At 73.8% G+C, this 11,444-nt stretch carries 11 protein-coding genes and 1 pseudogene; all 12 read right to left on the bottom strand.

Translation table 11 applies throughout. From position 1 onward, the window contains the following. Positions 1 to 94: 94 nt before the first annotated feature. A pseudogene (hypF, locus tag ABT106_RS28075) lies at positions 95 to 2,014 on the bottom strand (carbamoyltransferase HypF); the annotation flags it as partial. Next, the gene (hypB, locus tag ABT106_RS28070; RefSeq protein WP_351282758.1) at positions 2,014 to 2,868 is read right to left on the bottom strand and encodes a hydrogenase nickel incorporation protein HypB; all 855 of its coding nucleotides are present in this window, start codon (positions 2,866 to 2,868) and stop codon (positions 2,014 to 2,016) included. The pseudogene hypF and the gene hypB, both read right to left, overlap by 1 nt. A gap of 3 nt (positions 2,869 to 2,871) precedes the next feature. After that, positions 2,872 to 3,279, bottom strand: a complete 408-nt coding sequence (hypA, locus tag ABT106_RS28065) for a hydrogenase maturation nickel metallochaperone HypA (RefSeq protein WP_351282756.1) — start codon at positions 3,277 to 3,279, stop codon at positions 2,872 to 2,874. Between the two features lie 113 nt (positions 3,280 to 3,392). Continuing rightward, positions 3,393 to 3,503, bottom strand: a complete 111-nt coding sequence (locus tag ABT106_RS32210) for a DUF6893 family small protein (RefSeq protein WP_502979499.1) — start codon at positions 3,501 to 3,503, stop codon at positions 3,393 to 3,395. Beyond that, positions 3,500 to 4,033: a hydrogenase maturation protease gene (locus ABT106_RS28060; RefSeq protein WP_351282753.1), complete on the bottom strand. Its 534-nt coding sequence runs from the start codon at positions 4,031 to 4,033 to the stop codon at positions 3,500 to 3,502. Before ABT106_RS28060 ends, ABT106_RS32210 begins: the two co-directional genes overlap by 4 nt. Further along, a complete protein-coding gene (locus ABT106_RS28055) occupies positions 4,030 to 5,490 on the bottom strand; it encodes a hypothetical protein (protein ID WP_351282751.1) in 1,461 nt (486 codons plus the stop codon). Before ABT106_RS28055 ends, ABT106_RS28060 begins: the two co-directional genes overlap by 4 nt. Then, on the bottom strand, positions 5,487 to 6,191 hold the full coding sequence (locus tag ABT106_RS28050) for a DUF6084 family protein (RefSeq protein ID WP_351282748.1): 705 nt from the start codon (positions 6,189 to 6,191) through the stop codon (positions 5,487 to 5,489). Before ABT106_RS28050 ends, ABT106_RS28055 begins: the two co-directional genes overlap by 4 nt. Then, positions 6,188 to 6,856, bottom strand: a complete 669-nt coding sequence (locus ABT106_RS28045; protein ID WP_351282745.1) for a DUF5947 family protein — start codon at positions 6,854 to 6,856, stop codon at positions 6,188 to 6,190. The genes ABT106_RS28050 and ABT106_RS28045 overlap by 4 nt, the downstream gene beginning before the upstream one ends. Then, entirely contained in the window at positions 6,853 to 7,407 is a 555-nt protein-coding gene (locus ABT106_RS28040) for a NifU-related iron-sulfur-binding protein (RefSeq protein ID WP_351282743.1), read from the bottom strand. Before ABT106_RS28040 ends, ABT106_RS28045 begins: the two co-directional genes overlap by 4 nt. Next, on the bottom strand, positions 7,404 to 9,188 hold the full coding sequence (locus ABT106_RS28035) for a nickel-dependent hydrogenase large subunit (RefSeq protein WP_351282741.1): 1,785 nt from the start codon (positions 9,186 to 9,188) through the stop codon (positions 7,404 to 7,406). Before ABT106_RS28035 ends, ABT106_RS28040 begins: the two co-directional genes overlap by 4 nt. Before the next feature lie 103 nt (positions 9,189 to 9,291). Further along, the gene (locus tag ABT106_RS28030) at positions 9,292 to 10,347 is read right to left on the bottom strand and encodes an NADH-quinone oxidoreductase subunit B family protein (RefSeq protein WP_351282738.1); all 1,056 of its coding nucleotides are present in this window, start codon (positions 10,345 to 10,347) and stop codon (positions 9,292 to 9,294) included. Positions 10,348 to 10,463: 116 nt separating this feature from the next. Further along, the coding region (locus tag ABT106_RS28025) for an enoyl-CoA hydratase/isomerase family protein (protein ID WP_351282735.1) at positions 10,464 to 11,444 on the bottom strand (981 nt) is incomplete at its 5' end.

Genomic DNA, 11,444 nt, shown 5'->3' with positions numbered 1-11,444 from the left:
ATCTTCTGCGCGTCCTGGGTCACGAGCGTCCTCCGGTAGGGGTCGGTGTCGACTCCCGGCGACGGCGAACGCCGGGCTACCCCCCTCGCCTGGCCTCCAGCTCGATCGCGGCCTGGGCCTCGTACCCGGCGAGCTGGCAGACGCCCGCCAGGGCGGAGACGGCGTCGAAGAGGCGGCCCATGCTGGAGGTGGGCACGCAGTTCAGGTCGCGCTCCAACTGGGTTCCGAGCACCCGCAGTTCGTCGGGCGGGCAGGCCGCCGTGCAGGGCAGGTCGGCGCCCCAGGCGAGGCCGGCGGCACGCAGGTGGGCCAGGGCCATCCGGTACGGGCGGTGCACGGCGGCGTCGCCGCCCGGCAGGGGCACGTAGGCGAGGTGGGCGAAGCGGGTGTACCCGGCGTAGTCGGCGAGGAGGAACTCACCGCCCCAGACGGCGCCGTCGTCGCCGTAGCCGGTGCCGTCGAAGGCGACGCCGATGACCCGCCGGGTACCGTCCAGGCCGTGCTCGGCCATCGCGGACGCGACGTGGGCGTGGTGGTGCTGGACGCGGACCAGCGGCCGGCCGGCCGCCGCGCCCCGGGCCCACCGGCCGGAGCGGTAGCCGGGGTGCCGGTCGGCGGCGAGGAGCCCGGGGGTGACCCCGGTGATGGACTCCAGCTGCTGTTCGGCGCGCTCGAAGGCGTACTGGGTGGAGAGGTCGGCCATGTCGCCGATGTGGGCGGACAGCCAGGCCCGGCGCCCCTCGCCGAGACAGAACGTGTTCTTCAGGTCTCCCCCGGCGGCGAGGACCGCCGGCACCGGGAGCGGGAGGGCGACCGGGAGCGGGGCGAAGCCGCGGGAGCGCCGCAGGGTCAGCGGTTCGCCGTCGCAGACGCGCATCACGGAGTCGTCGCACGGCACGTGGATGGGGCGGTCGTGGGTGAGCCAGGCGTCGGCGAGGCCCACGAGCCGGTCCAGGGCCTCCGCGTCGTCGGTGACGATGGGCTCGCCGGAGAGGTTTCCGCTGGTCATGACGAGCAGGCGGGGGCCGGGCGGATCACCCGGCAGGCCGAGCAGCAGGTGGTGCACCGGGGTGTACGGGAGCATCACGCCGAGGTCGGGGCAGCGCGGGGCCACCTCCTCGGGCAGGGCTCCGGCGGAATCGGCCCGGCGGCGCAGCAGCACGATGGGCCGTACTCCCCCGGAGAGCAGCGCGCGCTCCGCGGGGCCGAGGTGGACGAGGTGTTCGACGTCGGCGGGGTCGCGGGCCATCAGCGCGAACGGCTTGTCGCCCCGGGCCTTGCGGCGGCGCAGCTCGGCCACCGCTCCGGCGTGCGCGGCGTCGCAGGCGAGGTGGTAGCCGCCGAGCCCCTTCACGGCGAGGACCGCCCCCGCGGACAGCAGGCGCCGCGCCTCGGCGACGGGGTCGGCGGTGGGCACCTCGCGGGGCGGGTGTCCGGCGAGGAGCCGCAGCCGGGGCCCGCAGGCCGGGCAGGCGACCGGTTGGGCGTGGAACCGGCGGTCGGCCGGGTCGGCGTACTCGCGGGCGCAGTCGGGGCACATCGGGAAGCGGGCCATGGTGGTGTGGGCGCGGTCGTACGGCAGCCCGGTGACGATGGTGAAGCGGGGCCCGCAGTGCGTGCAGGTGATGAAGGGGTGGCGGTGGCGCCGGTCGGCCGGGTCGGCCAGTTCGGCGAGGCAGTCGGCGCAGGTGGCCACGTCCGGGGAGACGAGCGTACGGGCGGGGCCGCCGGTCCGGGACGCGACGATGGCGAACCCGGCGCCGCCGGAGAGGGGGACCTCGCAGTGGTCGACGGAGTCCACCACGGCCAGCGGGGGCGCGTCGGCGGCGAGCCGGTCGCAGAACTCCGAAACGGCGCCCGCGGCGCCCTCGACCTCCGCGACCACGCCCTCGGGGGTGTTGGTGACATGGCCGGCGAGGCCGAGTCCGGTCGCGCGGGTGTACACGTAGGGCCGGAAGCCGACGCCCTGCACCACCCCCGTGACCGTGACCCGGCGCCGCTGCACCGCCTCCATCAGCGGGTCTGCACCACGGGGGCGTGCGTGCCGGTGTGACGGTGGTCGTGGTCATGACCGTCGCCGTGGTCATGAGCGTCGCCGTGGTCGTGCCCGTGCCCGTGACCCTCACCGTGGTCCGGTCCGTGGTCGCGGTCGTGATCGTGCCCGTGTGCCCCGTCCCGCTGCCGCTGCGCCATCACCGGCGCGTGCGGGGCGGCGCCCCCGGCGACGGCCAGGGCCCGGTCGAGCAGGGCGCCCGCCCCCGCGCCGCGGCGGGCCGAGGTGAACACCACCTCCACACCGGGGTTGACCTGTTGGACGTTGGCCAGGAAGGCCGCCTCGTCGAACTCGACGGCTTCCGCGATGTCGGTCTTCGTCACCACGACGAGGTGGGCGAGACCGAACGCGGTCGGGTACTTCAGCGGCTTGTCCTCGCCCTCGGTGACCGAGGCGAGCACCACGCGCAGGGTTTCCCCGAGGTCGTAGGAGGCCGGGCAGACCAGGTTGCCGACGTTCTCCACGAACAGCAGCCGGGTGTCCCCGGGCAGCCAGCCGTCCAGGTGGCGGCCCAGCATCCCGGCTTCCAGGTGGCAGAGCCCGTCGGTGAGGACCTGCTTGACCGGTACGCCCGAACGCGCCAGCCGCACCGCGTCGTTCTCGGTCGCGAGGTCCGCGGTCAGCGCGGCGGCGGGCACCCCGCGCTCACGGGCGAGCAGGAGTTCGCGTTCCAGGAGTTCGGTCTTGCCGCTGCCCGGGCTGGACAGCAGGTTGACGATCACGGTGCCGCGGGCGGCCAGTTCGGCGCGCAGGGTGTGCGCGGCCTCGTCGTTCTTGGCGAGCACCGCCTGTCGTAGATCGACCACTCGGCACATGGGTCAGGCCTCCTCGGGGATCGGTTCGCGGACGGGCGCGCGGGACGGCGCGCGGGACGGGCCGTCCTCCCAGTGCACGTCGGCGATCTGCAGCTCGCGGCCCGAGAGCAGTTCGACGGCCGACGCGCCGCCGCAGCCGGGGCAGCACAGTTCGGGGGGCATGCCGACGGGCCATTGCCTGTCGCAGGAGCCGCAGCGGGCCCGGGCGGCCACCGTCTCGGCGGTGAGCCGGGCGCCTTCGAGTACCGTTCCGGCACAGGCCAGCTCGAAGCAGAAGGCGAGTGCGTCGGGGACCACGCCCGCCAGTTCTCCGACCTGGAGACGGACCGCGGTGACGGCGGTCGCCCCGGCGGCCTGCGCCGCTTCTTCCACCTGGCCCACGACGGCCATGGCGATCGACATCTCGTGCATCGGACTCCGTCCTGCCGGGGCTCATTACACCGGCCGGGCGGTGGCGCGACCGGCGGGCACGCCGACACGGGGCGCGCCCCGTACGCCATTCGGACGCCGGGGCGCGCGCCGCGTCACATCCGGCGCATGCGCAGGTAGCGCCGGATGTCCGGGAGGAGCTGCGCCAGCACGGCGACGAGGGCGGCGGCCGTCGCGCCGCCGATGAGGGCCTGGGCCTTCTTCATGGGGTACTCCTCAGTTCGCGGCGGGGCCGGTCGTCTTCGTCCTCGGGGGACTGTGGCCGGAGCAGGTCCAGGAGCATGCGTACGGCCCGCGGCACCGCGGCGGCCACCGGGCCGCTGAGGCCGATGCCCTCCTCGGTGGTGGCCGGTTCGCACCCGACGACGAACGTCCGCCGGGGCGGGGTGGAGCCGGTGCCGGCGCACAGGGTGCCGAGCAGGGCGAGGACCGTGTCGGGTGACATGTGGTGGCCGTCGAGCACCGCGCCCCCGGGTTCGACCGGGGCCGCGCCGTCGGGCTCGATGAGGTACAGGGTGCCGGGGGCGCCGCCGCGGGCGGCGGCGTCGACGAGGACGAGTGTGTCGTAGCCGTCGAGGAGCTGGTAGGCGAGGTGGACGCCGCGGACGCCGAAGTCGGCCACTTCGACGCCGTCGGGCAGCGGATGCGCGGACAGGGCCCGCACGGTCTCCACGCCGAAGCCGTCGTCTCCGAGGAAGACGTTGCCGATGCCGGCGACCAGGGTCGGGCCGCTCACGCGTCCTCCAGGGGGGTGACCTCGTCGGGCTGGAAGTAGAGGAACCGGCCCTGTTCGCGGCGGATGTCCGCGCCGGGGTCGCCCTCGACGGTGACGGCCAGGTGCACTCCGCCGTCGACGTCGTGCAGGACGGCCTCGACGCGGGCGGCGCGGCCGTGGAGGAACAGGTCCTGGGCGTCGGTGCGCCGCGGGCCGGGGCGGAGCAACACCCGGCCGCCGACGCCCACCGGGGTGCCGTCGACCAGGGCGTGGTCGGGCACGGGGTCGACGGTGTCCGCGCCCGCGGGGTCCCACCACGGGGTGTCGGGCCGGAACACCGCGTCGGGGTCGCGGAGTCCACCGGCCCCGCCGGGTCCGCCGGGTTCGGGGAGGCCGAGGTCCACCAGGTCCAGGGCCGGGTCGGGTCCGGTGATCTCGCGGAGCGAGCGGACGGCCCCGTGCAGGCGTTCCAGCACCTCGGGCGGCATGGAGTCGGCCAGGTCGATCACGGCGGCCGCGCGGGCGTCCGTACCGCGGGCCTCGCGCTTCTCCTGGTCGGTGAGGGCCGCGGTGCGCAGGGCGAGGATCTCGTCGATCTCGGTGGAGTCGTACATGGCTCCGGCGCTCTCCGGGGCGATGGCCGGATGGTCCTCCAGGATGATCGGGGAGGACAGGACCACGTCGGCGCGGCCCGGCTCGCCGGCCAGCACGGGCCAGGTGTGCCGGTTGACGCAGGAGGCCACGGCCCCCTTCGCCCACTCCGGCGGGTCGGTCATCGACAGGAACGAGCCGGTGTCCAGGCCCAGCAGGAGGTGGGCGGCGACCAGTGACCGGGGCAGGGCCGCGTCCCGGTCGGCCGGTCCTGTGGCCGCCGGGGTCCACGGGCTGGTGTTCTCGACCACGGCGGTGAGCTTCACCACCCGGTACGGGCCGTCGAGTTCGGTGGTGCGCAGCCGTACGGCGCCCTCGACCTCCTCGGTACGCCGCACCAGACGGCCCAGGCACCGGCCGTCGGGGCCGAGGACGGGCTCGGTCTCCTCGCGCGCGGGGCGGCGGAACGGGAGGACGGCCTCCCCCTCGGCCAGCTCCGCCACGGGCACGGTCAGTTCGACGCGCTCCTCGGCGCCCTCGTCCCAGGGGACGAGCACGCGGTCGTCGAGGTGCAGCTCGGCGACGTCCGCGAAGCCGCCGCCGTTCAGGGCCTGTTGTACGGTGCGGCGCTGGGCGTGCAGGAAGCGGAGCTCGACGGTGAGGACGGCTTCGCCCTTGGGTTCCATCAGGATCTCGGTCTGCTGGAGGGCGTGTTCCCGGTGCGCGGGCCCCCAGGCCGGCGGGACCAGGACGCCGAACTGCCAGCGCAGCCGGTTCTTGGCGGCCGAGGCCCGGTACGGGTAGAGGACGTAGCCCTCGAAGAGGACCGCGTCGGCGATCTGGCGGGCGGTGTCGAAGCGCGACTCCGCCGCGGTCGTGGTGGTCATGGCGCCGCCCTCTCCGTGACGCGGGGTGCGGCGCCGCCCGGCCGGGCCGGGGCCGGCTGCGGTGGCTGCGCGACGACCGCGGCGTCGAGCAGGGCGCGTACGGTCGCCTCCCAGGAGGCGAGCGCGTGCCGCGAGCGGAAGGCCAGCAGGTCGGCCATGGTGTCCCGGGGCAGCTTCAGCCAGCCGCAGCCGGGGAAGTGCTGCTCGACCATCTCGTGCCACACGGCCACGGGCATCCGGTACGCGGCTTCGCGGTCCCAGGGCACGGGCTCGACGCGGAAGCCGCCGGCTCCGGTGAAGGCGGTGCCGGAGAACAGCATCAGCAGGGGCGCCTCGCCGTCCTCCAGGGCGCTGAAGTACCGGCTCGCGGCGATGTCCATGTCGTAGGTACAGGGCACGACGAGGTCGGTCTCGGTCTCGCCGGTGAAGCTGGGCACCATGGCGGTGACCTGGGCGAACTGGACCGGCTGGAGGGTGGTGCCCCAGCGGGAGCGCTCGCCGAACAGGTCGGCGAGGCCCTCGGCCTCGGCGGGGCCGTAGCCGCGCCGGGCCGGTTCGATGCGGATCTGGCAGCGCAGGGCGAGGGCGTGCACCCGGGCCTGCGGGTCGGCGGTGGTGATCCGCAGCCGGAACACGAGGGTGGGGCCGGCCGCGTAGGCGTCGGCGCGTACGCCGGTGCAGGTGAAGGTGAACTCCGTCATGGCCGCCGGACCCCCTCGGCGCTCTCCGCCGGGACCTTGGCCCGGCGCTCGACCTGTTCGAAGAAGGTCCGCAGCGCTGCCCGGGCCTCGGCGCCGCCGTCGAAGCCCTGCCACAGCAGGCGCATCCGCCCCACCAGCTCGTAGCAGACGTCGATCGGCACCAGGTGGCAGGTGGTGCGCCCCTCCGTGCGGTGCAGCAGCAGGGCCTCCACGTCGGGTTCGAGGAGGGCGGCGAGCCGGCTGGTGCCGAGGACGTTCTGCCAGGTCTGCGGGTCCAGCTCGCTCTCGGTGGCCCCGGCCGGGCTCGGGTAGAGCGCGACGAACCGGTCGAGGGCGGCGTTGCGGAAGAAGAACGCGACGCCGACCGGGATCTGGAGGAGTTCCCAGGCCCCGTCGTCGAGCGGCCGGCCGGGGTCGGTGAGGTAGCGGTCGGGGACGGCGCGGTAGCGGCCGGTGGCGGCGCCCGGCCGGTCGAAGAGCAGGGAGCAGGCCGTGCAGGCGCACACGAGCGCCCGCTTCTCGGTCTCGACCAGGTGGCGGTGGCCGTCCTCGGGGACGGCCACCCCGCACAGTTCGCAGCGCTCGGGCCGGGGCGGGCGCGGGCCGGTGAAGCGGCGCAGCCCGCGCGGGCCGCCCGCGCGCGCCGGTGCCGGGTGCCCGTTCACGGCACCTGCGCCGGGGCGGGCGGACGGGTGGAGATCTGGAGCAGGGCGGGCTGCGGGGCGGCGGCCGGTTCCAGTTCCACCCGGGTGACCTCGGGGGCGAAGCAGGCCAGGGCGTCCTCGATGCCCTGCTGGGCGGCCGCGCCCGTACTGGGGCAGCCGCAGCCGCTCCCGGCGGTCCGCGGGCGCAGGCGCAGCACGCCGGTGTCCTCGTCGAACCCGACCAGCTCCGGCGGGTCGGCCGCGGCGTCCAGGGCGCGGGCGATGCGGGTGTGGACGTCCTCGGGGTTGAGCTGGTGCAGGGCGAGGAGGCTCGCGACGAGTTCGTCGTCGAGCAGCCGGGCGAGCGGGGCGTCGCCGACCCGCTCGTCGCCGACCCGCTCGTCGCCGACCCGCTCGACGACGCGGGCGAGGCCCGCGCCGTAGAAGTCCATGAGGACGCGCACCAGTTCCTCGGCGGCGGCGCAGACCTCGCGGTCTCCGGTGGCGGCGAGGCGCTCCAGGACCTCCTCGACGCGCTGCCCGGCCTGCCGGGCGTCGACGGCGGCGCTCATCCGCCCAGTCCGCTCAGGCCGGTGGGGACGTGCATCTGCTTGACGGTCTTGCCGGGGCCGACGTACATGTGGACGCCGCAGGGCAGACAGGGGTCGAAGCTGCGCACGGCGCGCATGATGTCGATGCCCTTGAAGTTCTCCGGGGTGTTCTCCTCGAAGATCGGGGTGTTCTGCACGGCGTCCTCGTAGGGGCCGGGTGTGCCGTAGGTGTCGCGGGTGGAGGCGTTCCACGGGGTCGGCGGGTAGGGGTGGTAGTTGGCGATCTTGCCGTCGCGGATCACCATGTGGTGCGAGAGCACGCCGCGTACGGCCTCGGTGAAGCCGACGCCCAGGCCCTCGTCCGGGACCTCGAACTTCTCCCAGGTCTGGGTGCGTCCGGCGCGGACCTCGGCGAGGCCCTTCTCGGCGCAGTGCAGGGCGATGGCGGCGGCGTACGCCTGGAAGTACGTGCGGGCGCGGTTGCGCTCCAGCGCGTTGCTCCACTTGGGGATCTTCCACTCGAAGCGGGTCTCGGGCTTCGTCATGGTGCGCGGCAGGGTGATGACGACGCTGTGGCCGGTGGCCTGCACGTAGTCGGTGTGGACGAGCCCGGACAGGGCGGTGGACCACAGGCGGGCGAGGGGGCCGCCGCCGGTGTCGAGGGCGAGGTGGTCCTTGCCGTCGAACCAGCGGGGGGACATCACCCAGCTGTACTTGTCGTCGAAGTTCCGCTTCTGCGGGGCGGGGATGGTGTGCTGGTTCCACGGGTGGCGGGGGTCGACCGGGTTGCCGAGCGGGTCGTGGGTGACGAACTGCTCCTGGCCCTGCCAGTCGTCGTAGTACGAGCTGCCCAGCAGGATGCGGATGCCGAGGTTGATCTCGGTCAGGTCGTTGGTGACCAGCTTCCCGTCCACGACCACGCCCGGGGTGACGAACATCTTCCGTCCCCAGTCGGTCATGTTGGCGTACGTGAAGTCGCAGTGCTCGGGGTCGTTGAGCGCGCCCCAGCAGCCGAGCAGCACGCGCCGCCGGCCGACCTCCTCGTAGCCGGGCAGGGCCTCGTAGAAGAAGTCGAAGAGGTCGTCGTGGAGCGGGACGACGCGCTTCATGAACTCGCAGTACCGCATGAGGCGGCTCATGTAGTCCGTGAAGAGCTGGACGGAGGCGATGGTGCCGACGCCGCCCGGGTAGAGGGTGGAGGGGTGCACGTGGCGCCCCTCCATCAGGCAGAACATCTCCCGGGTGTAGCGGCTGACTTGCAGCGCCTCGCGGTAGAACTCGCCCTCGATGGGGTTGAGGGAGCGCATGATGTCGGCGATGGTCTTGAAGCCGTGCTCGCCGGCGTGCGGGGCGGGGGTGCGCTCGGCCAGGTCCAGGACGCCGGGGTTGGTCTCGCGGACCATCTTCTCGCAGTAGTCGACCCCGACCAGGTTCTCCTGGAAGATGTTGTGGTCGAACATGTACTCCGCGGACTCGCCCAGGTTGATGATCCACTCGGCGAGGTGGGGCGGCTTCACCCCGTAGGCCATGTTCTGGGCGTAGACGGAGCACGTGGCGTGGTTGTCACCGCAGATGCCGCAGATGCGGCTGGTGATGAAGTGCGCGTCGCGGGGGTCCTTGCCGCGCATGAAGACGCTGTAGCCGCGGAAGACCGAGGAGGTGCTGTAACACTCCGCGACCTTCTTCTGCTTGAAGTCGATCTTCGTGTGGATGCCGAGGCTGCCCACGATCCGGGTGATCGGATCCCAGGACATCTCCACCAGGCCACTGCCGTCTCCGGCCGCCTTCGTCTTCGGTGCCATCGTGTCTGCCGTGACCCTTCTTCGGTGCGGGAGGGGGCGCCGGGGGGCGCCTCGGGCCGGACGGCCGACGGGGCGCCCTCCGGTTGCGGGTGGGCGGGGGTGGTCACCAGGGCGGTCGGTAGCCCGTGGTCAGCTTCTCGCCGGTGTGGCGCCACTTGGGCTCCTGGTCCACGGTGTGCGCCGTGATCGCGCGGAGCTTGCGGATGACGGCCCCGTACGCCCCGCTCGCGGCGCTGGACACCTTGCCGCCGGGGGGTTCGTCCATGAAGGGCATGAACTTGTCGGGGAAGCCGGGCATCGTGCAGGCGATGCAGATGCCGCCGACGTTCGGGCAGCCGCCGATGCCGTTCATCCAGCCGCGCTTGGGCACGTTGCACTTGACGACCGGCCCCCAGCAGCCCAGCTTGACCAGGCACTTCGGGGAGTCGTAGGTGTGGGCGAACTGGCCCTGCTCGTAGTAGCCGGCCCGGTCGCAGCCCTCGTGCACGGTCGCGCCGAAGAGCCAGGTGGGACGCAGCTTGTCGTCGAGCGGGATCATCGGGGCCGAGCCGGCGGCCTGGTAGAGCAGGTAGGTGAGCGTCTCGGAGAAGTTGTCCGGCTGGATCGGACAGCCCGGTACGCACACGATCGGGATGCCGGCCTTCGACTTCCAGTCCCAGCCCAGGTAGTCGGGCACGCCCATGGCGCCGGTCGGGTTGCCCTCCATGGCGTGGATGCCGCCGTAGGTGGCACAGGTGCCGATGGCGACGACGGCGAGGGCCTTGGGCGCCAGCCGGTCGAGCCACTCGCTGGTGGTGATGGGCTGGCCGGTCTCCGGATCGTCGCCGAAGCCGCACCAGTACCCCTCGGGCTTGATGCTCTCGTTGGGGATGGAGCCCTCGACGACGAGCACGAAGGGGTCGATCTCGCCGCGCTCGCCCTTGAAGAACCACTCGATGAACGTGTCCGCGCCGCCGATCGGTCCGCATTCGAAGTCGATCAGCGGCCAGTGCACGGCGATCTTGGGCAGGCCGGGGAGGACGCCCATCACGATCTCCTCGATGCTGGGCTGCATCGCCGCCGTCAGGGAGACGGAGTCGCCGTCGCAGCTCAGCCCCGCGTTGATCCAGAGGATGTGGATCGGGGGGTCCTCTGCCGGGGCAGGTGTCGCTGCGTTCATGGGATTCCTCCTCGGGGAGGGTTCAGGAAGGGTTTCGGGGCGGTCGGGAGGTCGGGGAGGTGGAGCGCTCCGGGGAGGGGCGCGGCGGGGCCGGGCGTTCGGCCTCACCCTTCTTGCTAACAGCCCGGCGCCTCCCGCGCCCCGTCATGTACGGCCATTGCGGTGAACGGCCGCTGCCGGGAGGGCAGCGGCGCCGTGTGCCGGCCCGGCACGGCCCGCGCGAGGTGGGGCGGGGTGACGGCCGGGGTCTCCTTGCGCACGAAGGCCCGGCGCAGGGCGTGGTAGGGCGCGGCGGGGTCGTCGAAGGTCGCGCGCATCGGGGCCAGCTCCGCCGCGCGGTACGCGGCGAGCGGCCGCTCCGCCTCGTCGCGCTCGCGCCGGGCCTTCTTCGCCGCGATCCGGGCGGGCGTGGCGGGGAGCGCGGCCAGGCGGGACGCGAGCAGTGCCGTCTGCGCGGCGAAGGCCCCGGGGGCGCACGGGACCGTACGGTCGACCAGGCCGAGCCCGAGCGCGGCCTGCGCGCTCAGCGGCAGCGCCTCGGCGGTGAGGCGCTCGGCGACACCGGTGCCGACGCGGCGGGGCAGGGTGTACGTCCAGTACTCGGAGCCGGTCAGCCCCATGAGCCGGTAGTGCGGGTTCAGGACCGCGCCGGAGCGGCACCAGACCTCGTCGGCCGCGAGGGCGAGCATGGCCCCGCCGGCGGCGGCGTTGCCTCCGAGGGCCGCGACGACGAGCCGGTCGGTGGTGGTGAGGACGGCTTCGACCAGGTCGTCGATCGCGTTGATGTTGGCCCAGGACTCCGCGGCCGGGTCGGCGGCCGCCTCGATGACGCCCAGGTGGATGCCGTTGGAGAAGAAGTCGCGGCCGCCGCCGAGGACGAGGACCGAGGTCGGGCGGGCGCAGGCGGCCCGGTAGGCGTCCAGCAGGCGCCGGCAGTGCGCGGTGCTCATCGCGCCGCCGGGGAACGAGAACGACAGGAAACCGGTGGCCCCCTCCTCCCGGTAGCCGATGTCGGACCAGGTCCGGCGGCGCGGGTCGGTGTCCCGGGCGGTCTGGAAGGCGATCCCCTCAGCGGCCTGGAGGTCGGACACGCTGGG

This window comes from Streptomyces sp. NPDC002044, from assembly GCF_040296725.1.
GTDB classification, from domain to species: domain Bacteria; phylum Actinomycetota; class Actinomycetes; order Streptomycetales; family Streptomycetaceae; genus Streptomyces; species Streptomyces antarcticus.
This window is presented reverse-complemented; position numbering and strand designations above follow the sequence as displayed.

Excerpts from the sequence above, each read along its gene's own strand:
- ABT106_RS32210 (WP_502979499.1), bottom strand. The coding sequence starts at position 3,503 with ATGAAGAAGGCCCAGGCCCTCATCGGCGGCGCGACGGCCGCCGCCCTC.
- ABT106_RS28050 (WP_351282748.1), bottom strand. The coding sequence starts at position 6,191 with ATGACGGAGTTCACCTTCACCTGCACCGGCGTACGCGCCGACGCCTAC.
- ABT106_RS28030 (WP_351282738.1), bottom strand. The coding sequence starts at position 10,347 with ATGAACGCAGCGACACCTGCCCCGGCAGAGGACCCCCCGATCCACATC.
- hypB (WP_351282758.1), bottom strand. The coding sequence starts at position 2,868 with ATGTGCCGAGTGGTCGATCTACGACAGGCGGTGCTCGCCAAGAACGAC.
- ABT106_RS28055 (WP_351282751.1), bottom strand. The coding sequence starts at position 5,490 with ATGACCACCACGACCGCGGCGGAGTCGCGCTTCGACACCGCCCGCCAG.
- ABT106_RS28040 (WP_351282743.1), bottom strand. The coding sequence starts at position 7,407 with ATGAGCGCCGCCGTCGACGCCCGGCAGGCCGGGCAGCGCGTCGAGGAG.
- hypA (WP_351282756.1), bottom strand. The coding sequence starts at position 3,279 with ATGCACGAGATGTCGATCGCCATGGCCGTCGTGGGCCAGGTGGAAGAA.
- ABT106_RS28035 (WP_351282741.1), bottom strand. The coding sequence starts at position 9,188 with ATGGCACCGAAGACGAAGGCGGCCGGAGACGGCAGTGGCCTGGTGGAG.